We start from the raw sequence: 22780 nt of genomic DNA, 5'->3' as shown, positions 1-22780 counted from the left end.
CGGAGAACCCATGACCCATTCCCCGTCCCGCCGCAGCGTGCTGCGCGCCGGCAGCGCGGCTGCCATCGTCGCTTCGAGCAGCCTCATCGCCTCGCGCGCCTGGTCGCAGCAACGCAAGCTGACCTTCGCCTGGAACGCGTCGGCCTTCTGCCTGTCGCCCGTGGTGGTCGCGCAGGAGCGCGGCTACTTCGAGAAGAACGGCCTGCAGGTCGACCTGATCAACTACACCGGCTCGACCGACCAGCTGCTGGAGTCGCTCGCGACCGCCAAGGCCGACGCCGCCGTGGGCATGATCCACCGCTGGCTCAAGCCGCTGGAGTCGGGCTTCGACGTGAAGATCGTCGGCAGCTCGCACGGCGGCTGCGTGCGCCTGGTGGGCGTGAAGGAGGCGGGCATCACCAACCTGCAGAAGCTCAAGGGCACGACCATCGGCGTGTCGGACATCGCGAGCCCGGGGAAGAACTTCTTCTCGATCCTCTTGAAGAAGAACGGCATCGACGCCGACAAGGACGTGACCTGGCGCCAGTACCCGGCCGACCTGCTCGACATCGCCGTGAACAAGGGCGAGATCCAGGCGATCGCCGATGGCGACCCGACGCTCTACCTGATCGAGAAGCGCAACAAGGGCCGCTTCGTCGAGCTCGCGACCAACCTGTCGGGCGAGTACAAGGACAAGGTCTGCTGCATCGTCGGCGCCCGCGGCGAGCTGGTGCGCAAGGACAAGCCGACCGTGGCGGCGTTGGTGCGCTCGATCGTGCAGGCCTCCGACTTCGTCGCGGAGAACCCCAACGAGTCGGCCAAGCTCTTCGCCAAGTACTCGCCCAAGGTGGCGGTGGAAGACCTGCAGGCGCTGCTGGGCACGCTCACGCACGGGCATCATCCCGTGGGCAAGAACCTGCGCGACGAGGTCGAGTTCTATGCGCGAGACTTCCGCTCGGTGGGCGTGCTCAAGGCATCGACCGATCCGGTGAAGCTCGCCAACCATGTGTCGGTGGACGTGCTCGCATGACCACCGCCGACCAGGTTCTGGGGAGCCGCATCGAGCGGTCGGCAGCCGCGCCGGCGCGCGCCGCTGCACCCCATGCCACAGCCATCCCGGCGTCGCTGCAGGACACCGTCGCCACCGGCGTCTGGCGCACCGGCGTCGTCGCGGCGCTGGCGTGGTTCGCTTTCGGCGCGCTCACGCTCTACTGGCCGAACAAGGAAGTCGGCTTCAGCGACTGGACCTTCACGAGCGAGCTCGGCGCAGCCGGACTCGCGGTGGGCCTGGTCCTGCTGGGTGTCGCGCTGCTGGGCGCCCATGCCGGCCGCGTCGGCCGCACGCTGCGGCCGGCAGGGCACTGGCTGATCGCCGCACCGCTGCTGCTCGCGCTGTGGGAGACGCTGACCGCCAAGCTCGGCGCGCTGCCGCCGCCCTTCTTCGCACCACCACAGAGCCTGATCGACGTGGCCTACGAAGACTGGGCACGGCTCGGTTTGTCGACGGCGCATTCGCTGCGCCTGCTGGCACACGGCTTCGTACTCGGTGCGCTGGTGGGATTCGGCACCGGCGTGTGGATCGGATGGTCGCGCATCGCCGGCTACTGGGTGCACCCGGTGCTGCGCTTCCTCGGCCCGGTGCCCGCGTCGGCGTTGCTGCCGCTGGCCTTCTTCTTCGCGCCGTCGAGCTATGCCGCAGCCGTGTTCCTCGTCGGCCTGGCGACTTTCTTCCCGGTGGCGGTGCTCACCTGGTCGGGCGTGGCCTCGGTCCACAAGAGCTACTACGACGTGGCGCGCACGCTCGGCGCATCGGAGTGGTTCCTGGTGCTGCGCGTGGCCGTTCCCGCGGCGCTGCCGCAGGTCTTCGTCGGTCTCTTCATGGGCCTGGGCGCCTCGTTCTCGGTGCTGGTCACGGCCGAGATGATGGGCGTCAAGGCCGGCCTCGGCTGGTACCTGCAGTGGGCGCAGGGATGGGCCGCCTACGCCAACATGTACGCGGCGCTGCTGGTGATGGCGGTGCTGTGCTCGGGACTGATCACGCTGCTCTTCACGGTGCGCGACCGTGCGCTGTCGTGGCAGAAGGGGACCGTCAAATGGTGAGCGTCGCTTCCGCCCCCGCCGCTGCCGAGGCGACGCTGTCGCCCGGCGGCGCGCGCATCGACATCGAAGGTGTCAGCCACTGGTTCAAACAGCAGGGCGGCGTGCTGCAGGTGCTCGACGACATCGACCTGCAGGTGCAGCCCGGCGAGTTCGTCGCGCTGCTCGGCCCGAGCGGTTGCGGCAAGTCGACGCTGCTGCGGCTGGTCGCCGGCCTCGAGCCGGCCACCACCGGCCGCATCGCGCAGGATGGCGAATCCATCACGCGGCCCGACCCGTCGCGCATCGTCGTGTTCCAGGACCCGACGCTGTACCCCTGGCGCACGGTCTGGGACAACGTGGCGCTGGGCCTGCAGGCGCGCGGGTTGCTGAAGACGCAGCGCACGCGGGTCGACGATGCGCTGGCGCTGGTCGGCCTCACCGACTTCGCCAAGAGCTTTCCGCACCAACTCTCGGGCGGCATGGCCCAACGGGTGGCGCTGGCGCGTGCGCTGGTCAACGACCCGCAGTTGCTGGTGCTCGACGAGCCGCTGGGCAAGCTCGACTCGCTCACGCGCCTCGCGATGCAGAGCGAACTCGTTAACCTGTGGCAGCGCGCCGGCTTCTCCGCGCTGCTGGTGACGCACGACGTGGAGGAGGCGCTGTTCCTCGCCAACCGCGTGATCGTGCTGAGCGACCGGCCGGCGCGCATCGCGGCGGAGCTGGTCGTCGACCTGCCGTACCCGCGGCATCGCGGCCATCCACGGCTGGCGGAGTTGCGGCACGAGGCGCTGCGCCATCTCGGGCTGGACGCGACCTGGTGACCGGTGCCGACGACGGCTGGCTCAACGCGCTGATCGGCTTGCTGCAGGGCGCGCAGGTTGCGTTGTTGCAGGCGCTCGCGGCGCTGGGGCTGGCCGGTACGAGCCATGGGCAGCCCGCGTGGCCCTGGGCGCTGAAGCTGTCCGGCGAGAACCTGCTGATCGATCTCGGGCAGGCGCGGCGGCTGGTCGGTAGCCTGGCCGTCGTCGCGCTGGTCGTCGTCCTGTTGCTGCTGGCGGGCGTCTGGAGGCGAGCACGTGTTGGAGCGCTTGTTGCCGTGCCTTTGATGCTGCTGGCCGCCCCCTGGCCGGACGCACGGGTGGTCTGGGTCGCGGCGACGCCCGCGAGTTTTCACCGTTCACCGACCGGCTTCACGGTGCAGTCGATCGCGCAGGGCCGCACGCTCTATGCGCAGCATTGCGTGGGTTGCCATGGCGCCGACGGACGCGGGCAGGGCGCATGGGCCGATGCCCGATCGATGTCGCCGCCGAACCTCGCGGGGCCGTTGTTGTGGCGACGGGCCGATGGCGATCTGCTGTGGCACGTGATGCGCGGCATGCGCGCGCGTGACGGTGCCCTGACAATGCCGGCCTTCGGCGAACGCCTGCGCGACGACGAAGCCTGGGCGTTGATCGATTTCATGAAGGCGCAGGCGGCGGGCGAGACCCTGCGCGTCACAGGCATCTGGGCACTGCCCGCCGCCTTGCCCGATGTCGCGGTGCGCTGCGACGGTCAGTCGCCACGCCGCTTGGCCAGCTGGCGCGGGCAGCGCGTGCGCATCGTGGCGCAGGACGACGCACCGGTCGAGCCGCAGGCGCCGCTCGAAGACCCGCGGCTCGTGACCGTGCGGCTCGCGCCGAGCGCGCAGGCGGTGTCTCGCGATGGCGCCGGCTGCGTGGTCGATGCGTCCGAGGCGGCCGATGCGTGGTCCGTCTTCGCGCTTGTCAGCGGCACGCCCTCGCCGGCCGGCACCACGCTGATCGCCGACCGCGACGGCTGGCTGCGTGCGCGCAGCCAGCCCGGCCAGGCCGGTTGGTCGGACGACGACCTGCTGTGCCGCACCGACACCGCGCCGCGTGCAGTACAGACCGCCGTCGTCGCCGACGGCCTCGGCGCGCTCATCGCCCGCATGGACGCGCAACCGGTGCGCTACGTCAAGGGCGGCTTCGTTCACTGAATCATTTGTTCCCAAGGAGAAGACCATGACCCATCCTTCGCGTCGCCAGTTCGTCGCCCGCACGCTCGGCGCCGGTGCGGCGCTAGCGCTCCCCGCCATCGGCCGCACGCAGGCGCGCCCCGTCCTGAAGGCCGGCGACCAGAAGGGCGGCCTGCGCGCGCTGCTCGAAGCCGCGGGCGCGCTCGAGGGCGTCGGCTACGACATCCAGTGGTCGGAATTTCCGGCGGCGGCGCCGCTGGCCGAAGCGCTCAACGCGGGCGCGGTCGACTCGGGCCCGATCGGCGATGCGCCGCTGATCTTCGCGCTGGCGGCCGGCACGCGCGTGAAGGCGATCGGCGCCAACCGCTCCGACGCCTACGGCACGGCGGTGCTGGTGCGGCCCGACTCGACGCTGAAGACCGCGGCCGATCTGAAGGGCCGAAGCATCGCGACCAACCGCGGGTCGATCGGCCACTACGTCACGCTCAAGGCGATCACGCGTGCCGGCCTGAAGCCGGAGGACGTGAACCTGCGCTTCCTCGCGCCGGCCGACGCCAAGCTCGCGCTCACGCAGGGCTCGGTCGATGCGTGGGCCACGTGGGAGCCGTACACCGCGCTGGCCGAGGTGAGCGGCCATGCGCGCGTGCTAGTGAGCGGGCGCGACCTGCTGCCGGGCCTGAGCTACCTGGCGGCCACCGACGCAGCGATCGCGTCCAAGCGCGCTGTGCTGCAGGACTACCTGCAACGCGTGGCGCGTGCCCAGCAATGGTCGTACCGCAACGTCGATGCCTACTCGGCCGCGCTGGCCCGCATCATCGGCATCCCGCCCGAGGCCGCGAAGCTGCAGTTCGAACGGCGCCAACAGAAGTGGGTGCCGATCGACGCGCAGGTGGTCGCCGACCAGCAGGGCACGGCCGACTTCTACCGGCAGGTCGGGCTGATCAAGCAGCCGCTCGACGTGAAGGGCACCTTCGACACCGGCTTCGCGCTCGCTGCAGGCTGACGGTCAACCCGGTTTCTGCGCGGGGTCGCAGCGCACCTCGACATGCGCGATGGCGTCGAGCGTGTCGCCGATGCGCGCCGCGCTGAGGCAGCCGCCCCAGACGCAGCCGGTGTCGGTCGAGATCAGGCCGGGCCGCGCGATCCAGCCCAGCGTCGACCAGTGGCCGAAGGCGATGGTCGCGGCGGCCGCGCGGCGCCCCGGCACATCGAACCACGGCATGTAGCCGGCGGGCGGCGCGTCGGCGCTGTCCTTGGTGTCGAAGTCCATCACGCCGTCGGCGGTGCAGAAGCGCAGCCGCGTCAGGCCGTTGACGATGGCGCGCAACCGGGCGTGGCCGGTGAGCGCGTCGTTCCACTGCGCCGGCTCGTTGCCGTACATGGTGCGCACGAACTCGCCCAGTGCCGGGCCGCGCAGCACCGACTCGACCTCCGCCGCCAGCACCAGCGTCTGGCCGATGCTCCATTGCGGCAGCACGCCGGCATGCACCATCAGCAGGTCGCGCCCGCCGACGGTCTGGTGCAGCGCCATCGACTGCTGGCGCAGCCAGTCGATCAGCGCGTCGCGGTCGGGCGCGTCGAGGATGCCGTCGAGCGTGTCCTTGCGCCCGGACTTGCGCGCCCCGTGCGCCACGCCCAGCAGGTGCAGGTCGTGGTTGCCCAGCAGGCTGCGCGCCGCGCCGCCCAGCCGCTGCACGCGCCGCAGCACGCCGGCCGAATCGGGCCCGCGGTTGACCAGGTCGCCCAGCAGCACGAGCGTGTCGCGGCTCGGGGAGAAGTCGATGTGGTCGAGCAGGCGCTGCAGCGCGTCGTCGCAGCCCTGCACGTCACCGATCAAGTAAAGTGCCATGTCCCCATTCTCTCCCCCGTTCATGGATGTCTTCTTACTGGCCTTGCTGACCACGCTCAACGCGTTGTTCGCAATGTCCGAAATGGCCCTTTCCACCAGCCGTCGTGCACGGCTCGCGGCGCTGGCCGAAACCGGGGACGCCGGCGCGGCCGCCGCCCTCAAGCTGATGGAGGACCCGACCCAGTTCCTCTCGAGCGTGCAGATCGGCATCACCTCCATCGGCATGCTCAGCGGCATCGTCGGCGAAGCCGCCTTCGCGGCGCCGCTGGCGGTGTGGATGGAAGGCGCGGGCATGGGCGCCGGCACGGCCAGCATCGCGTCGACCGCGGTGGTGGTGACCTGCATCACCTTCTTCACGATCATCTTCGGCGAGCTGGTGCCCAAGCGCATCGGCCAGCTCTACCCCGAGCCGGTCGCGCGTTTCGTGTCGCGGCCGATGCGCGCGCTGGCCACCGGCGCCAAGCCCTTCGTGCTGATGCTGTCGGGCGCGACCGCGATGACGCTCAAGCTGCTGCGCATCGACTCCAACGCGGCGCGCACGGTGACCGAAGAGGAAATTTCCGCGAGCCTGGAAGAGGGCGTCGATGCCGGCGTGATCGAGATGCACGAGCACCAGATGGTGCGCAACGTGTTCCACCTGGACGACCGCCGGCTCAGCTCGCTGATGGTGCCGCGGGCCGACATCGAGTGGCTCGACGCCACCGACACGGTGGCGTCGAGCCTGCAGAAGGTGGCGGACGCCGGTGCCCTCAACCTGGTGCACTCGTGGTACCCCGTGTGCCGCAACTCGCTCGACGACGTGCTGGGCGTGATCAGCGTCGCGCATCTGCTGCGGCTCGGCCCGCAGCACGAGGGCACGATCGACAGCGTGGTCCAGCCCGCGCTGTTCGTGCCCGAGACATTGACCGGCATGGAGCTGCTGGAGCAGTTCCGCGTGCGCGGCGGGCGTCTGGTGTTCGTGGTCGACGAGTACGGTGTGGTGCAGGGCCTGATGACGCCGCGCGACATGCTCGAAGCCATCACCGGCGAGTTGCAGCCCAACACCACGACCGACGCCTGGGCACGCCAGCGCGAGGACGGCGCCTGGGAGCTCGACGGCCTCATGCCCGTGTCGGAGCTGCGCGCGCGCCTCGCGATTCGCGAGCTGCCCGAGGAGGAGCGGGGGCGCTACAACACCGTCGCCGGTCTCTTGATGTCGGTGTCGGGCCAGCTGCCCGTCGTGGGCGAGCGCATCGAATGCGCGGGCTGGGTCTTCGAGGTGGTCGCGCTCGACGGCCGCCGCATCGACCGCGTGGTGGCCCACGCGGGCACCGGGCCGGGCCATGAGTGATGCCGAGTTCCAGTACCTGACGGGGCAGGCGCGGCCCGGGTTTCCGGCGCTCTTCGAGGAGTTCGAGCGACACAGCGCCGAGGCGGTCCGGGGCGGCGCCTGCGAGCTCGATCTGCGTTACGGCATGGCCGAACGCTGCACCTTCGACTTCTTCGATGCCGGCCCGGCCGCGCGCGGCGTGTTGATCTACCTGCACGCCGGCTACTGGCAGTGGCGCGACAAGGCAGGCTTCCGTTTCATTGCGCCGGCCCTCGTGCGGCGCGGCCTGCACGTTGCGATGGTGAACTACCCGCTGTGCCCCACGGTGTCGCTGGCCGACCTGACCGAGACCGTGCGCACCGCCGTGCCGGCCGTGCTCGGCCGGGTCGATGCCGCGCTTCCCCTGGTCGCGATGGGGCATTCGGCCGGTGGGCATCTGGCGATGGAAATGGCGCTCACCGATTGGACCGCGCGCGGGCTGCCGATGGCCACGGTGGCCGGCGTGGTCGCGCTGAGCGGCCTCTACGACCTGGCGCCGCTGGCACAGACCTCGCTCAACGAGAACCTGCGGCTCGACGCACACAGCGCGGCCGCGGCGTCGCCGCTGTACCGCGCCGCGCCCGATGGCCCGCCGCTGCTGCTGGCCGCCGGCGCCGACGAGACGCCCGCCATGCGCGAACAGAGCCGCCGCATGCACGAGGTGTGGCTGGCGATGGGCAACCCCTCGGTGCTGCACTACGAGCCGGATGCGGACCATTTCAGCCTGCTGCAGCGCCTGGTGGCGCCACGCAGTGCGCTGGGCCAGCAGGTCGACCTGCTGCTTGATCGCGCCCTGGACTGAGGGTCGAGTGTCCCCACGCGCCGTGGGAGTGGCGTTGACAATGGCACCGTGAGGTTGAATAGAATGAGAATCCTTCTCATTTCAAATCTTAATGACGATGCCCACCACTTCGCCGTTCGGTCACCGCTCGGCCGTTTCCCTTGCCTTCGGCCTTCTGGCCCTGCAGGCAGCCGCCCAGACCCTTCCCGAAGTGCGTGTCGACGCGAGCGCGGAAAACGAATCCGCGACCTCCCCGGTGGTGGGCTACCGCGCGAAGAACGCCGTGACCGCGACCAAGACCGACACGCCGTTGGCCGAGACGCCGCAGGCCGTCACCGTGGTCACGCGCGACCAGCTCGTGGACCAGGGCGCCACCAGCCTGCAGGATGCGCTGGGCTATGCCGCGGGCGTGCGCTCCGATGCCTACGGGCTCGACGCGCGGACCGACTCCGTGCGCATTCGCGGCAGCGAGCCGAGCGTCTACCTCGACGGCTTGCGTCAGGCCTACGGCTACTACACCAGCACGACCCGCACCGAGCCCTACGCCCTCGAGCGCCTGGAAGTCCTGCGCGGCCCGGCCGGCATGCTCTTCGGTTCGGGCACGGCCGCCGGCGTGCTCAACATGGTGAGCAAGCGACCCTTGACCGAGACGCAGCGTGAGGTCGGCGTGCAGTTCGGCAACTGGGGCCGCAAGCAGATCCAGGCCGACTTGACCGGTGCGCTGACGGCCGACGGCGAGTGGTCCTACCGACTCGTTGCGCTGCAGCGCAAGTCCGACACGCAGGTCGACTATGTGCCCGACGACCGCAGCCTGCTCGCACCGTCACTCACCTGGCGCCCGAGCGCCGCCACCTCGCTGACTTTGCAGGCCATGTACCAGAAGGACAAGAGCGGGACGAGCTCGCAGTTCCTGCCCTGGGAAGGCACGATCCTGTCGAACCCGAACGGCCGCATTCCCGCGAGCCGTTTCATCGGTGAGCCCAGCGACTACTACGACAGCGAGCGCAAGAGCTTCGGCTGGCTGTTCGAACACAAGTTCAACGACGCCTGGACCGTGCGCCAGAACTTCCGCGTGGCGCACAACGAGAACGACAACCGCTACGCCTACGGCGACTTCTTCAGGATCACGGGCGGTTGGGGCGAGGACCCGGTGAACAAGCGCCTGCTCGGCCGCATCACCGACAGCTCGCTCACACGCAACCGCATCGCCACCATCGACAACCACCTCGAAGGCCACTTCGCCACGGGCGACGTCAAGCACACCCTGCTGGTCGGCGCCGATTTCTCGCATCAGCGCGAGAACGTGTCGAGCGGCTTCGACTACAGCGTGATCGACGCCTACGCGCCGGTGTACGGCAGCCTCGTCGACCCCGAGCGCTTTGCGCTGCCGCGCACCACGCAGCGCAACAGCGGCCTGTACGTGCAGGACCAGATCAAGTGGAACCAATGGATCTTCCTGGCCGGGCTGCGCCACGACCGCGCCGTGTCGGGCGTGGAGGGCAGCGAGGACGAGAAGACCAGCGCCAACACCAAGCGCTTGGCCGTGATGTATGCGATGTCTTCGGGCTGGTCGCCCTACGTGAGCTACACCGAGTCCTTCACGCCGCAGTCGGCCCGCATGGGCCAGAGCTTCAAGCCGCTGCGCGGCGAGCAGTGGGAGGCCGGCATCAAGTACGAGCCCAAGGCGCGCGCCATGGCCTTCAGTGCGGCGGTCTACGACCTGCGCGAGAAGAACCAGATCGTCGAGCCGGAGCCCAACACCTTCAACCAACTGGGCGAGACGCGGAACAAGGGCGTCGAACTCGAAGCCAAGGGTTCGATCAGCCACGACCTAGACGTCATCGCGCACTACAACTACATCGACCTCGACGCGCAGATCGAAGGCATGCCGAAGCACCAGGCCAGCCTGTGGACCAAGTACCGCTTTGCTATCGCGGGCCTCCCGGGCTTCTCGGTCGGCGCGGGTGTGCGCTACATGGGCAATTTCCGCGACACCTCCTACGGCGGTTACGGGCCTCGCATCCCGAGCGTGGCGCTGCTCGACTTCGTGCTTGCGTACGATACCGCCCAGTGGCGCTACGCCCTGAACATCAACAACGCCACCGACAAGGTGTACTTCAGCACCTGCCTGGCGCGCGGCGACTGCTGGTATGGCAAGGGCCGTGAAGTGGTCGCCAGCGCGACGTACCGCTTCTGACCGCGCGCCCTGAAGCATCAACAAGACGAACACCACGATGAACAGCCGAAAGATCAAGACCTGGGCCTGGGTTCACAAATGGAGCAGCCTGGTCTGCACCGTGTTCATGCTGCTGCTGTGCATCACGGGGCTGCCGCTGATCTTCCATCACGAGATCGGCCACCTGCTCGGGACCGAGGTCGAGGCACCCAAGATGCCGGCGAACACACCGCGCGCCAGCCTCGACCGCGTGCTCGAGGTCGCGAAGGCCAAGCACCCCGATCGCGTGGTGCAGTTCGTCTCGCAGCCCGAGGACGACGACGGCCTGTGGTTCGTCACGCTCACGCCGACGCCCGCGCCCACCGACGACTTCAAGTCGGTCGCGGTCGATGCCCGCACGGCCGAGGTGCTGGCGCAGCCCAAGTTCGACGAGGGCTTCATGTACGTGATGTTCAAGCTGCACGTCGACCTGTTCGCCGGCCTGCCGGGCAAGCTCTTCCTCGGCTTCATGGGCCTGCTGCTGCTGGTGGCCATCGTCTCGGGCGTGGTGCTGTATTCGCCCTTCATGCGCAAGCTCGACTTCGGCACGGTGCGCCGCGACAAGCGGCCCCGCTTGAAGTGGCTCGACCTGCACAACCTGCTGGGCGTCGTGACGCTGGTGTGGGCCTTCGTGGTCGGCGGCACCGGGATGATCAACACCTGGGCCGACCTGGTGATCAAGTACTGGCAGTACGACCAGCTCAGCGCGCTGCTGGCGCCGTACCAGGGCCAGCCGGTCACGCCGGTGGCCGAGCGCGGCTCGGTGCAGAAGTCGCTCGACGCGGCCTACGCGCAGTCGCCCCACAGCAAGCTGTCGTTCATCGCCTTCCCCGGCACGGCGTTCTCGAGCCCGCACCACACCACGGTGTTCTTGAAGGGCAACGAGCCGTTCACCTCGAAGCTGCTGCAACCGGTGCTGGTCGATGCCAAGACCACCGCGGTCACGGCCGCGCCCAAGCTGCCCTGGTACCTGACGGCCCTGCTGGTGTCCCAGCCGCTGCACTTCGGCGATTACGGCGGCATGCCGATGCAGATCCTGTGGGCGCTGCTCGACATCGCCACCATCATCGTGCTGGGCAGCGGCCTGTACCTGTGGCTCAAGCGCAGCAACAGCGTGCCGGTGCCGAAGGCGAAGACCGAGGCCGGTGAGTCGAATGGGGGCGGCGCGCAACCGGTCGCCGTGATGAAGGAGGCCCGCCCGTGAAGCCGCGTCATGCCTTCTGGCGTCTGTGGGGCTGGCCCCTGGTGATGGGCGTGCTCACCACCGTGGGCCTGATCTCCGCCCTGTTCAGCGACGGCGGCGCCGGGGACATGCTGGCGTGGGTCACGCTCGGCATCCCCGTCGCGGTGTGCGCCTGGTTCGGCTGGCGGCGTTCGCCGCGCTAGCCGGCCCGGCGCGGAAGTCTTACTCGACCTTGATGTTGGCGGCCTTGATCACCTGGGCCCACTTGTCGACCTCGGCCTTCTGGAAGGCGGCGATCTGTGCCGTCGTCATGTCGGCCGGCTCCATGCCGAAGCCCTTCATCTTCTCCTGCATGTCCGGCTGCGCGAGGATCGTGCGGATCTCCTTGTGCAGACGCTCGACAATCGGCGCGGGCGTGCCGGCCGGCACGAAGATCGCCTGCCACGACACCACCTCGAAATCGCCCAGGCCCTTGATGCCGGACTCGGCCACCGTCGGCACGTCGGGCATCGAGGCCAGGCGCTTGGCCGAGGTCACGGCGATGGCGCGCAGCTTGCCGCTCTGGATGTGGGGCGCGGCGACCACCGTGGTGTCGAACATCATGTCGACCTGGCCGCCGATCACGTCCTGGATCGCCGGGCCGCTGCCCTTGTACGGCACGTGGGTGAACTTCACGCCCGATTTGTAGGCCAGCAGTTCGAGCGACAGGTGTTGGGACGTGCCGGTGCCGGCCGAGGCCGACGACAGGCCGCCCGGCTTGGTCTTGCTCGCCTCGAGCACGTCCTTGAGCGTCTTGTAGGGGCTCGCGGCATTCACCACCAGCACGACCGGGTTGGTGCCGATCAGCGTCACTGGCGCGAAGGACTTGATCGGGTCGTAGCCGATCTTGGGGTACAGGCTCACGTTGATGGCGTGCGAGCTGATCGTGCCGCCCAGCATCGTGTAGCCGTCGGGTGCCGCGCGCGACGCGACTTCCGAGCCCACGCTGCCGCCGGCTCCGCCGCGGTTGTCGATGACCACGCTGGTGCCGAGCGCCGTGCCCAGCTTCTGGCTGATGAGGCGGCCCAGCGTGTCGGTCGTGCCGCCGGCCGGGAAGGGCACCAGGTAGGTGATGGCCTTGCCCGTGGGCCACGTGCCCTGTGCGAAGGTGGGCAGGGCGCTGGCGGCGAGGCCGGCGATGGCGGTCTGGATCAGGGTGCGGCGTTGCATGGTGGTCTCCTTGGGTGTGTGGTCGGGATGCGAAGCCGGCTCAGGGCTTCAGGTTGAGCTTGGTGATCAGCGCCTTGAAGTAGGCGTTGTCCTTGGCCAGCGTCTCCTTGAAGACGGCGCCGTCGGTGTAGACGTAGCCGAGGTTCTGCTTGTCCATCACCTCGTGCATGAGCGGCTCGGCGGCCGTCTTGGCCGTGATCTCGCGCAGGCGTGCCATCACCTCGGGTGGCGTGTTCTTCGGTGCCCCCAGCCCGCGCCAGGTGCCGATCGACAGGTCGATGCCGCGCTCCTTGGCGGTGGGCACCTGCTCGAAGCCCTTGACGCGTTTGTCGGCCATCACCATCAGCACCTTGAGCTTGCCGCCCTGCACATGGGTCGTCACTTCGGCGGGGCTGACGGCCACCGCTTCGATGTGGCCGCCGAGCAGTGCGAGCACCGCCGGCGCTGCGCCCTGGAACGGGATATGGCTGAACTTGGTGCCGGTCTTGTCTTCCAGTGCGGCGGCGGCCAGGTGCCAGATCGAGCCGTTGCCGGAATTGCCCACCCGCACGCTCTCGGGCGACTTCTTCGCCGCGGCGAGGAATTCCTCGACCGTGTTCCAGGGCGCATCGGCCTTCACCGTGATCGCGGCCGGGTCTGCGTTGAGTTGGGCGATCGGCTGGAAATCGTCGTAATTGAACTTCGCCAGGCCCAGGTGCGGGAGCGTGAGCAATTCGACCGTGAGCACCGCCAGCCTGTAGCCGTCGGGCTTCGCATTGATGACCTCGGTCCAGCCGATGGCGCCACCGGCCCCCGGCCGGTTGATGATCACGATGCTCTGGTCGATGTGCTTGCGGCTGGCTTCGGCAAAGGCACGTGCCAGGCCGTCGGTGCCGCCGCCCGGCTGGTAGGGCACCAGCAGTTCGATCGTGCGGTTCGGGAAGCTGGTCTGGGCCGAAGCGGCAGGTGCGAGGCCCATCGCCAGGGTGGCGGCGACCGACAGGGTCGCCACGCTGCGCAGGAATGCTTTTCTCATGAATCTTTGTCTCTTTTATAGGTCTTGAACAGGGTGAAGGGCGATCGATCCCCAGCGTCGGGTCAGGGCATGTACTGGCCCCCGTTCACCTCGAGCACCTGCCCGGTGACGTAGCCCGACAGTTGCTTCGAGGCGAGATAGAGAAAGGCACCGGTGCAGTCGTCCGGGTGGCCGATGCGGCCCATCGGAATCGAGGCCCTGAAGGATTCGAGCAGGGCCGGTGTCGAGAAACGGTCCTGGAACGGTGTCAGGATCACACCGGGTGCCACCGCATTCACGCGGATGCCGTCGGCGGCGAGTTCCTTCGCAAGGCCGTGGGTCGCTGTGCTGACGAAGCCCTTCGAGCCGGCATACAGGTAGGCGCCAGGACCGCCGCCGGTTCGTGCGGCGACCGATGACACGTTGATGATGCAGCCGCCGTTGCCGCGCTCGCGCATGAGCGGCACCACCTCGCGGCAGAAGGCCAGCGTCGAGCGGGCATTGATGTGCATCACCTCGTCGAACAGCGCGTCGTCGAACTCGGCGATCGGCGCGCGCTTGACCAGGCTGCCCGCGTTGTTGACCAGCACATCGATGCCGCCCAGCCGTGCGCGCGTCTCGCGCACGATGCGGGTGATGGCCGTGGTGTCGCGCACGTCGCCCTGGAGGGCGAAGGCGTCGCCGCCGGCCTTCACGATGGTGTCGACCACCGCCTGTGCCGGCCCGGCCGACTGGTTGTAGTGCACCGCCACGCGCATGCCGCGCGCGCCGAAGGCGATGGCGACGGCGGCCCCGATGCCGGTGCTGGCACCGGTCACGAGTGCGGTTTTTCCTTGAAGGTCTTCCATCGTTATGTTCCTTGGTTCAGGTCACGGGGGCGGGGTTGAACAGCACCAGCGCGTTGTGCAGCTTCCAGTGCTCGGCCCAGGTCTTCTTGCGGCCGCTGGCCACCTCGAGCATGAGCCGGAACATCTCCCATCCCACGTCCTCGATGCTTGCCTCGCCGTCGGCGATGCGCCCGGCGTTGATGTCCATCAGGTCGTGCCAGCGCCGTGCGAGGTCGCTGCGCGTCGCCACCTTGATGACCGGCACCTCGGCCAGGCCGTAGGGCGTGCCGCGGCCGGTGGTGAACACGTGCAGATTCATGCCGGCGGCCAACTGCAGCGTGCCGCAGATGAAGTCGCTGGCTGGCGTGGCGGCGTAGAGCAGGCCCTTCTGCTTCGCCTTGTCGCCCGGCGACACCACGCCCGAGATCGGCGCGCTGCCGCTCTTGACGATCGAGCCCATCGCCTTCTCGACGATGTTCGAGAGCCCGCCCTTCTTGTTGCCGGGCGTGGTGTTGGCGCTGCGGTCGACGCGGCCCTTGTCGAGGTAGGCGTCGTACCAGGCCATCTCGCGGATCATGGCGTCGGCCACGGCCGGCGTGGTGGCGCGCGAGGTGAGCTGGTCGATGCCGTCGCGCACCTCGGTCACTTCCGAGAACATCACGGTAGCCCCGGCGCGCACCAGCAGGTCGGTGCAGAAGCCCACGGCCGGGTTGGCGGTCACGCCCGAGAAGGCATCGCTGCCGCCGCACTGCACGCCGACCACCAGCTCGCTGGCGGGCACGGTTTCACGGCGGCGCGCGTTCAGGCGTTCGAGGTGTTCCTCGGCCTGCCGCAGGATCGAATCGATCATCGACATGAAGCCGACGTGCGCATCGTCCTGCAGGCAGACCACGTCGAGCGGGCTCTCGGCGCTGACGCCGACATCGGCCACGTTGCGTTCGTCGACCAGGGGGATCGAGCCTGGCGGCAGCAGGCGCTCGGGCTGCAGCTTTTCGCAGCCCAGACTGATGACCATGACCTCACCGCCGAAGTTCGGGTTGAGGCTGATGTTGCGCAGCGTGCGGATCGGGATGACGGCGTCGGGCGCGTCGATGGCCACGCCGCAGCCGTAGCTGTGCGACAGGCCCACCACGTCGTCGACGTTCGGGTACCTGGGCAGCAGCTCGGCCTTGATGCGCTGCACCGCGAAGTCGACCACGCCGGCCACGCACTGCACCGTCTGCGTGATCGCCAGGATGTTGCGGGTGCCCACCGAGCCGTCCAAGTTGCGGTAGCCCTCGAAGGTGTAGCCCTCCAGCGGTGGCATCTCGGGCGGCTTGACGGTGGCAATGGGCAGGCCGGTCAGCTCGCGCGCCGCGGGCATCTGCAGCAGGCGCTCGTGCACCCAGCTGCCGGCGGGAATAGGCTTGAGCGCATAGCCGATCGGCACGTTGTAGCGCCGCACCACACCGCCCTCGGCGATGTCCTCGAGCGCCACCTTGTGCGCCTGCGGCACCTTGTCGACCAGCGTCAGCCCGGACGCCAGCACGGTGCCCGCCGGCAGGCCCCCGTCGTTGGCGACGATGGCGACGTTGTCGGCCGCATGCATGCGGATGGTGAGGGGCGCGAGAGCGTGGGGCGCGTTCATGGTCTTGGCGATTCGGGAGTCGGCATGCGGGCTGTTCAGGCAGGTCAGGGCAGGTCGACGATCTCGACCCAGTTCGGGTTCTTGCCGGCCGGCACGCGCGTGGGTGTGCCGGGCAGCCCGGTCGCGGGATCGATCGGGTGCAGCGACACGCTGTGCGAATCCTGCCCCGCGGCAATCAGGAAGCGGCCCGAGGCATCGATGGCGAAGCCGCGCGGCGTCTTCTCGGTCGGGACCTGGCCCAGGGCGTCGAGCTGGCCGGTGGCCGGGTCGACGCGGAAGGCTGACAGCGTGCTGGACGTGCGTTCCGACGCATACAGCGTGCGGCCGTCGGGCGACAAGTGCAGGTCGGCCGCCCAGGGTTTTCCGGTGAAGCCGGCGGGCAGCGTGGTGGTGCGCTGCACCGCGCGCAGCGTGCCGCGCGCGGCGTCGTAGGCCATCACGTGCAGGCCGGCATCGAGCTCGTCGAGCACGTACATGTGGCGCTGGGCCTTGTCCCAGACGAAGTGGCGCGGGCCGGACTTCTCGGGGGTGATCGTGGTCAGCGCCGGCTCGTTGGCGCTGAGCCGTCCGGTTTCGGCGTCGAAGCGCCAGCTCGAGAGGTTGTCGCCGCCCAGGCTGGTGGCGAAGACGTAGCGGTTGGCGGCGTCGGCATGGATCGCATGGGCGTTCGGCGCCGTCGGAATGAGCTGCTGCACCGCGCCCACGGCACCGTCCTTGCCGATGCTGTTGACCGTGATCTTGTGCCCGCCATACGAGGCCGCGAACAGCCAGCGCCCGGTGGCGTCGGTGTCGATGTTGGCCATGCTGTCGGCCAGCGGCGCCTCGCCCAGCTTGCGCAGCTTGCCGCTCGCCGGATCGACAGCCAGGCTCACGACGCGGAAGGGTTGCGAGCGCAGGGCGACGTAGAGCACGCGCTTGTCGGGCGAGAAGGCCATGGGCATGGCCATCCCGCCGAGGGGCACGGTCTCCACCGGCGTCAGCGTGGCGGCCGTGCGGTCGAGCGCGAACACCGAGACGTCCTGACTGTCGGCATTGGACACGTAGACCCACGTGGCCGCCGATGCCGCGCCGTTCAGGAGCAGCAGCGCCGCACCGATGCTGGCGGCGATGCCTCGCGGCGAAGAATGTCGATGCATAGAACTCCTGGGGGAAGACGCCATGTCCGCACTCCTTCGTTGCTTGTTTACTTCACCACCATGAACAGGCTGGGCAGCCAGGTCGAGAAGGCCGGCACGAAGGTCACCAGGCCCAGCGCGAAGATGAGCGCGCCGTAGAAGGGCCAGATGGTCTTCATCACCGTGCCGACCGACACACCACCGATCGCGCAACCGACGAACTGCGTGGTGCCCACCGGCGGCGTGTTCAGGCCCAGCGCGCAGTTGATCAGCATCACGATGCCGAACTGCACCGAGGTCATGCCGTACTGCTGCGCGATCGGCAGGAAGATCGGCGTGCACAGCAGGATCGTCGCGGCCATGTCCAGGAAGGTGCCCAGCACGAACAGGATGATGTTGATCATCAGGAAGATCATCCAGGGCGTGCTGGTGATCTGCGACAGCATCTGGCCCGTGAGTTCGGCCACGCCGTAGAGGCTGATGAGATAGCCGAAGGTGCTCGAGATGCCGATCAGCAGCAGGATCACGCCGGTGGTGCGCACCGCCTTCGAGGCCGCCTTCACGAAGTGTTCCCACTTCAGCGTGCGGTACAGGAAGATCGTCAATGCCAGCGCATAGAGGACGGCCACGGCCGCCGATTCGGTCGCGGTGAAGATGCCCGAGAGAATCCCGCCGAGGATCAGGATGACGATGAACAGGCCCGGCAGCGCCGCTGCAAAGGAGCGCGCCACGATCGCCCAGCCCGGGAAGGTGCCGGCCGGGTAGCCGCGCTTGACGGCCACCCCGTAGGCGGCCGCGAGGTTGCTGATGGTCAGGATGGCGGCCGGCAGCAGGGCCGCCAGGATCAGCGCGGCGATCGACACCTTGCCGCCGGCGGCGAGCGAATAGATGATCAGGTTGTGGCTGGTCGGCATCAGCGCGCCGACGAGGGCGGCATGCGTCGTCACGTTGACGGCGTAGTCCGCGTGGTAACCCTCTTTCTTCATCATCGGGATCATCACGGCGCCCATGGCCGAGACGTCGGCCACCGGCGAGCCCGAGACGCCGCCGAACAGCGTGCAGGCCACCACGTTCGACATGCCCAGGCCGCCTCGCACGTGGCCGACCAGGTTGCGCGCGAAGTCGACGATGCGGTCGGCGATGCCGCCGTAGAGCATCAGCTCGCCCGCGAAGATGAAGAAGGGAATCGCCAGGAACGAGAAGATGCCCATGCCGGACGTCATCTGCTGGAAGCCCACTGCGAGCGGCAGGCCTTCGTAGGCGAGGGTGGCCAACGCCGAGAGACCGATCGAGAAAGCCACCGGAACGCCCAGCAGCAGGAACAGCGTGAACGACACGCAAAGTATCAACAGAGGAATGGTCATTGGCTCAGCCCCAGGCGGGTTCGACTTCGCGGCCTTGGGCCAAAGCGATGATGTGTTCGATCGAGAACATGACGATCAGCACGCCGGCGATGGCGGCCGGCACGTACTTCCAGCCTTCGGAGATCCACAGCGTGGGCAGGCGGTAGTCCCACACCGATTCGGCGAGCGATGCGCAGTTCCACGCCATGGTGGCGCCGAAGATCAGGATCAGGAAATGGATGAGGTATTCCATCTTCAGGCGCAGCCAGTCGGGTGCCAGCACCAGGAAGGATTCGAGCCCGATGTGGCCCGCGTCGCGCACGCCGACGGCAACGCCGAACATCGTGACGTAGAGCACCAGCAGCAGTGCCAGGCTTTCGGCCCAGGTGGGCGTGTTGTTCATGACGTAGCGGCCGAACACCTGCCAGCTCACGGCGCAGATCACTGCGACGAGTCCGAAGATGCCCAGCCACATGCAGGCACGCGCGAGCGTGCGGCAGAGTTTGGTGTACATGTTGTTCTTCCGCTTCCCCCGCAGCGGGGGGAAGCTTCCTTGCCGATTACTTCGTGTCCTGAACCCGCTTGACGAGGTCCTTGAGCTTGGCGTCGGTGATGAACTTGTCGTACACCGGCTTCATCGCGGCCTGGAAGGGAGCCTTGTCGACCTCGATGATCTCGGCGCCGCCGGCCTTCACCGTGGCGAGCGACTTGATCTCGCGCGCTTCCCACTGCTTGCGCATGTAGGGCACCGACTCCTTGGCCGCCTGGCGGACCCAGCCTTGTTCCTGCGGCGTGAGCTTGTCCCACACGCGCTTGGAGAACAGCAACATTTCCGGTGCCATCGAGTGCTCGGTCTTGCTGTAGTACTTCGCCACTTCGAAAGCGCGGGCGCTCTCGTAGGTGGGGTAGTTGTTCTCGGCGGCGTCGATCAGGCCGGTCTTGAGGCCGGTGTAGACCTCGCCCATGGGCATCGGCGTGGCGTTGGCGCCCATGGCTTCGAGCATCGACACCCACAGGTCGGACTGCTGCACGCGGACCTTCAGGCCCTTCATGTCGGCGAAGCTGCGCACCGGCTTCTTGGCGGTGAACATCGAACGCGCGCCGCTGTCGTAGTAGGCCAGGCCGATGAAGCCCTGCTTCTCGCACGACTTCAGGATCTCTTCGCCGATCGGGCCGTCGAGCACCTTGTGCAGGTGGTCGACCGAGCGGAACAGGAAGGGCATGGTCGGCACCTGCGTCTCGGCGCAGATGTTGTTCATCGGTGCGATGTTCACGCGGACCATCGACAGGGCGCCGATCTTGGTCTGTTCGATGGTGTCCTTCTCGTTGCCCAGCGAGCTGTTGTTGAACACCTTGATGGTGTGCTTGCCACCGGAGAGTTCCTTCAGGCGCTCGCCCATGAACTTGACCGCGGTGACGGTCGGGTAGTCGTCGGGGTGGATGTCGGCCGAGCGGAACTCGGTCGCTTGCGCGCCGAAGCTCGCCAGCGCGGCGGTGGCGCAGGCGGCCAGGGCGATCAGTGTGCGTTGCAGTCTCATTTGTCTTCCTCTACGGGTGGTGGTTGTCGAAATACTTTTGAAGTCAGAACTGGCAGGCCGGCTCGGGCAGCCCCTGCACGCCGGGGCGCAGCGCGAACACGCCGCCGGCCAGCGGCTGGTCCGACAGGTCGCCGCCGGGGCGGATCGAAGTGACGTAGAGCGTGTCGAGCTGCGCGCCGCCGAAGGCGCACATCGCCGGCTTCTTCACCGGCACTTCCAGCGAGCGGTCCAGCCGGCCGTCGGGCGTGAAGCGATGCACCAGCCCGGCGTCGTTGCCGCAGATCCAGTAGCAGCCGTCGGCGTCGACCGCCGCGCCATCGGGCCGGCCCGGCAGCGGTGTCATGTCGACGAAGAGGCGCCGGTTGTGCGGCGTGCCGGTGGCCGTGTCGTAGTCGAAGGCCCAGATGGCCTGCACGGTCGGGTGCGAGTCCGACAGGTACATCGTGCGGCCATCGGGGCTGAACGCCATGCCGTTGGGCACGATCATCTCGTCGAACTGCACGCGCAGCGCGGCCTCTTCGTTCACGTCGCTCTGGTAGCGGTAGACGCGGCCGACGGGGCGGGCAGCCGCCATGTCCATGAGCATCGTGCCGGCCCAGAAGCGGCCCTGGCGGTCGCAGCGGCCATCGTTGAAGCGCATGCCGTGGGCGGCGTGGGCCGCGCGTGCGATGGGGGTGGCCGCCAGCGTGCCGTCGTCCTGCGTGGCGATGGCGAAGAGGCCGCTTTCCATGCCGGCGATCCATTGCCCCGGATGGTCGGCGCGCGGCGCGATGCACGCGAGCATCTCGTCGCCTGTCCAGGTGCTGTGGGCGCCGGTGGCCGGGACGAGGCGGTGGAGCTGCCGCGCCGGGATGTCGACCCAGTACAGGGCTTGTTCGGCGGCGTGCCAGACCGGGCTTTCGCCGGTCGCGTTGCGGGCGTCGAGGACGAGTTCGGCTTGCATGGTGTGCGCGCCGCGGGGTCAGTCGCCGAAAGGGCCCTGAGCGGTGAAGGCCCCGCCCTGGTAGATCGCGTTGGGGTCGGTCGGCGCGACCGAAGGCTGTGCCTCGACCTTGTCGCGGAACACCTCCGAGCTGTCCTGCGGCACGAAGCCCAGGTGCGCAGCGGCGCTGTTGTCCCACCAGACGTCGCGGTTGGCCGACATGCCGTAGACCACCGTGTGCTTCACGCCCGGGGTGAACAGCGACTTCTCGATCAGCGTCGTGAGGTCGCGGTAGCTCAGCCAGGTGCTCATCATGCGGCGGTTGAGCGGCTCGGGGAAGGACGAGCCGATGCGGATGCTGACCGTCTCGATGCCGTAGCGGTCGAAGTAGAACTGCGCCACGTCTTCGCCGAAGGACTTCGACAGGCCGTAGTAGCCGTCGGGCCGGCGCGCGGCGCTGGCGTCGATGTGCTCGTCCTGCTTGTAGAAGCCGATCACGTGGTTGGAACTGGCGAACACCACGCGCTTCACGCCATGGCGGCGGGCGGCTTCGTAGAGATGAAAGATGCCCTTGATGTTGGCCTCGAGGATTTCCTCGAAGGGCCGCTCGACTGAGACGCCGCCCAGGTGGACGATGGCGTCGCAGCCTGCCACCAGCGCATCGACGGCCTGCTTGTCGGCCAGGTCGCAGGGAACGACTTCTTCGGCAGCGCTCGCCGCAGGGGCCATGGTGCCGATGTCCGACAGGCGGATGACGTCGGCATAGGGCTGCAGCCGTTCGCGCAGCACCTTGCCCAGGCCGCCGGCGGCACCGGTCAGCAGGAGGCGGTGCAGTCGCGTGCCGGCCGAAGCGGGCGCGGCTGGCGAAGGGGTGGCGGCAGGAGCGGAAGCACTCATCGGGATCTGTCTCTATTAAGTTATCTGTTGTCGTACAACTTCTCGGAAGATTATCATCAGCGCATGGCTCGCCTGTCAACAGAAGTTCCCACCATGCCCGATGTCCCGGCGTCGGCGCCGTACATGGCCCGGCCACGGCCGCGTGGGCGGGGACTGGCCCACAGCCTGGTCGACGATTTCGGGGCGCGCATCCGCGACGGCGTGCTGCGCCCCGGTGACAAGCTGCCGACCGAGTCGGAAATCATGCAGGCCTTCGGTGTCAGCCGCACCGTGGTGCGCGAGGCGCTGTCGAAGCTGCAGGCGGCCGGTCTGGTCGAGACGCACCACGGCATCGGCACCTTCGTGCTGCAACAGCGCGCCAGCGGGGTGTTCCGGCTGGACGCCGGCGACATCGCCACCTCGGTCGACGTGCTGGCCGTGCTCGAGCTGCGCATCAGCCTGGAGACCGAATCGGCCGGGCTGGCCGCCACCCGTCGCACCGACGACCAACTGCAGGCCATGCGCCAGGCGCTGGACGATTTCGAAAGCAACGTCGCCGTGGCCGGCGACACGGTCGCGCCCGACTTCCGTTTCCATCTGGCGATCGCCCAGTCGACTGGCAATCCGTACTTCGCGGACATCATGAGCCACCTCGGCACCACGATCATTCCGCGCACCCGCATCAACGCCATCCGCACGGCCGACCGAAGTGGCGCCTACCTCAGCCGCGTCAACCGCGAGCACGAGGAGATCTACGCAGCGATCGCCCGGCGCGATGCCGAGTCGGCCCGTGCGGCGATGCGCATCCACCTGACCAACAGCCGCGAACGCCTGCGGCTCGCGCAGGAGGCGGCTCGCCGCGCAGACCAGGCGGCCGACGAGGCCGCGCGGGGCTGAATTTCTATCGGTCAACCCCTGGA

Annotated in this window: 22 protein-coding genes; 11 read left to right on the top strand and 11 right to left on the bottom strand. The window is 68.5% G+C overall.

Going from position 1 to position 22780, the window contains the following annotated elements:
* Window positions 1-10 precede the first annotated feature (10 nt).
* The 5 genes from QTH86_RS10825 to QTH86_RS10805 are packed head-to-tail and all read left to right on the top strand — an operon-like array spanning window position 11 to window position 5036.
* Window positions 11-1009, top strand: coding sequence for an ABC transporter substrate-binding protein (locus QTH86_RS10825; RefSeq protein WP_286644687.1), 999 nt, complete (start codon window positions 11-13; stop codon window positions 1007-1009).
* Complete coding sequence (locus QTH86_RS10820) at window positions 1006-2079, top strand: ABC transporter permease (protein WP_286644688.1); 1074 nt, start codon at window positions 1006-1008, stop codon at window positions 2077-2079. Before QTH86_RS10825 ends, QTH86_RS10820 begins: the two co-directional genes overlap by 4 nt.
* Complete coding sequence (locus QTH86_RS10815; protein ID WP_286644689.1) at window positions 2073-2879, top strand: ABC transporter ATP-binding protein; 807 nt, start codon at window positions 2073-2075, stop codon at window positions 2877-2879. The genes QTH86_RS10820 and QTH86_RS10815 overlap by 7 nt, the downstream gene beginning before the upstream one ends.
* Complete coding sequence (locus tag QTH86_RS10810; RefSeq protein ID WP_286644690.1) at window positions 2876-4054, top strand: c-type cytochrome; 1179 nt, start codon at window positions 2876-2878, stop codon at window positions 4052-4054. Before QTH86_RS10815 ends, QTH86_RS10810 begins: the two co-directional genes overlap by 4 nt.
* A gap of 25 nt (window positions 4055-4079) precedes the next feature.
* Window positions 4080-5036 carry an ABC transporter substrate-binding protein gene (locus QTH86_RS10805; protein ID WP_286644691.1) on the top strand — a complete coding sequence of 319 codons (957 nt, stop codon included), beginning with the start codon at window positions 4080-4082 and terminating at the stop codon, window positions 5034-5036.
* A gap of 3 nt (window positions 5037-5039) precedes the next feature.
* Here QTH86_RS10805 and QTH86_RS10800 read toward each other — a convergent pair whose 3' ends face one another.
* The gene (locus QTH86_RS10800; RefSeq protein WP_286644692.1) at window positions 5040-5882 is read right to left on the bottom strand and encodes a symmetrical bis(5'-nucleosyl)-tetraphosphatase; all 843 of its coding nucleotides are present in this window, start codon (window positions 5880-5882) and stop codon (window positions 5040-5042) included.
* 22 nt (window positions 5883-5904) lie between these two features.
* On the opposite strand from QTH86_RS10800, the gene QTH86_RS10795 reads away from it, so the two are divergent.
* From QTH86_RS10795 to QTH86_RS10775, 5 genes are all read left to right on the top strand, one after another.
* Window positions 5905-7212 carry a hemolysin family protein gene (locus QTH86_RS10795; RefSeq protein ID WP_286644693.1) on the top strand — a complete coding sequence of 436 codons (1308 nt, stop codon included), beginning with the start codon at window positions 5905-5907 and terminating at the stop codon, window positions 7210-7212.
* Window positions 7205-8032 (top strand): alpha/beta hydrolase, encoded by an 828-nt coding sequence (locus QTH86_RS10790; RefSeq protein ID WP_286644694.1) that lies wholly within the window; start codon window positions 7205-7207, stop codon window positions 8030-8032. The genes QTH86_RS10795 and QTH86_RS10790 overlap by 8 nt, the downstream gene beginning before the upstream one ends.
* 91 nt (window positions 8033-8123) lie before the next feature.
* Window positions 8124-10208, top strand: coding sequence for a TonB-dependent siderophore receptor (locus QTH86_RS10785; protein WP_444813678.1), 2085 nt, complete (start codon window positions 8124-8126; stop codon window positions 10206-10208).
* Between the two features lie 37 nt (window positions 10209-10245).
* Window positions 10246-11430 (top strand): PepSY-associated TM helix domain-containing protein, encoded by a 1185-nt coding sequence (locus tag QTH86_RS10780; protein WP_286644696.1) that lies wholly within the window; start codon window positions 10246-10248, stop codon window positions 11428-11430.
* On the top strand, window positions 11427-11612 hold the full coding sequence (locus tag QTH86_RS10775) for a hypothetical protein (RefSeq protein ID WP_286646794.1): 186 nt from the start codon (window positions 11427-11429) through the stop codon (window positions 11610-11612). Before QTH86_RS10780 ends, QTH86_RS10775 begins: the two co-directional genes overlap by 4 nt.
* Window positions 11613-11631: 19 nt before the next feature.
* Here QTH86_RS10775 and QTH86_RS10770 read toward each other — a convergent pair whose 3' ends face one another.
* The 10 genes from QTH86_RS10770 to QTH86_RS10725 all read right to left on the bottom strand — a co-directional run bounded on the left by QTH86_RS10770 (window position 11632) and on the right by QTH86_RS10725 (window position 21881).
* A complete protein-coding gene (locus tag QTH86_RS10770) occupies window positions 11632-12618 on the bottom strand; it encodes a Bug family tripartite tricarboxylate transporter substrate binding protein (protein ID WP_286644697.1) in 987 nt (328 codons plus the stop codon).
* A 40-nt stretch (window positions 12619-12658) separates the two neighbouring features.
* Entirely contained in the window at window positions 12659-13633 is a 975-nt protein-coding gene (locus tag QTH86_RS10765) for a Bug family tripartite tricarboxylate transporter substrate binding protein (RefSeq protein WP_286644698.1), read from the bottom strand.
* 62 nt (window positions 13634-13695) lie between these two features.
* Window positions 13696-14460 (bottom strand): SDR family NAD(P)-dependent oxidoreductase, encoded by a 765-nt coding sequence (locus tag QTH86_RS10760; RefSeq protein ID WP_286644699.1) that lies wholly within the window; start codon window positions 14458-14460, stop codon window positions 13696-13698.
* A gap of 16 nt (window positions 14461-14476) precedes the next feature.
* Entirely contained in the window at window positions 14477-16066 is a 1590-nt protein-coding gene (gene garD, locus QTH86_RS10755; protein WP_286644700.1) for a galactarate dehydratase, read from the bottom strand.
* A 44-nt stretch (window positions 16067-16110) separates the two neighbouring features.
* Complete coding sequence (locus tag QTH86_RS10750; protein WP_286644701.1) at window positions 16111-17202, bottom strand: lactonase family protein; 1092 nt, start codon at window positions 17200-17202, stop codon at window positions 16111-16113.
* A 47-nt stretch (window positions 17203-17249) separates the two neighbouring features.
* Window positions 17250-18545, bottom strand: a complete 1296-nt coding sequence (locus QTH86_RS10745; RefSeq protein ID WP_286644702.1) for a TRAP transporter large permease — start codon at window positions 18543-18545, stop codon at window positions 17250-17252.
* A 4-nt stretch (window positions 18546-18549) separates the two neighbouring features.
* Window positions 18550-19038 (bottom strand): TRAP transporter small permease, encoded by a 489-nt coding sequence (locus QTH86_RS10740; protein ID WP_286644703.1) that lies wholly within the window; start codon window positions 19036-19038, stop codon window positions 18550-18552.
* A gap of 46 nt (window positions 19039-19084) precedes the next feature.
* Entirely contained in the window at window positions 19085-20062 is a 978-nt protein-coding gene (locus QTH86_RS10735) for a TRAP transporter substrate-binding protein (protein ID WP_286644704.1), read from the bottom strand.
* Between the two features lie 43 nt (window positions 20063-20105).
* Window positions 20106-21005, bottom strand: coding sequence for an SMP-30/gluconolactonase/LRE family protein (locus QTH86_RS10730; protein WP_286644705.1), 900 nt, complete (start codon window positions 21003-21005; stop codon window positions 20106-20108).
* 18 nt (window positions 21006-21023) lie between these two features.
* The gene (locus tag QTH86_RS10725) at window positions 21024-21881 is read right to left on the bottom strand and encodes an NAD-dependent epimerase/dehydratase family protein (protein WP_286644706.1); all 858 of its coding nucleotides are present in this window, start codon (window positions 21879-21881) and stop codon (window positions 21024-21026) included.
* 93 nt (window positions 21882-21974) lie between these two features.
* On the opposite strand from QTH86_RS10725, the gene QTH86_RS10720 reads away from it, so the two are divergent.
* Window positions 21975-22757 carry a FadR/GntR family transcriptional regulator gene (locus QTH86_RS10720; protein WP_286644707.1) on the top strand — a complete coding sequence of 261 codons (783 nt, stop codon included), beginning with the start codon at window positions 21975-21977 and terminating at the stop codon, window positions 22755-22757.
* Window positions 22758-22780: the final 23 nt, after the last annotated feature.

Origin of the sequence: Variovorax sp. J2L1-78 (assembly GCF_030317205.1) — a bacterium.
GTDB classification, from domain to species: Bacteria; Pseudomonadota; Gammaproteobacteria; order Burkholderiales; family Burkholderiaceae_C; genus Variovorax; species Variovorax arabinosiphilus.
Note: the sequence above shows the minus strand (reverse complement) of the source record. Positions and strands in the feature narration are given on the sequence as shown.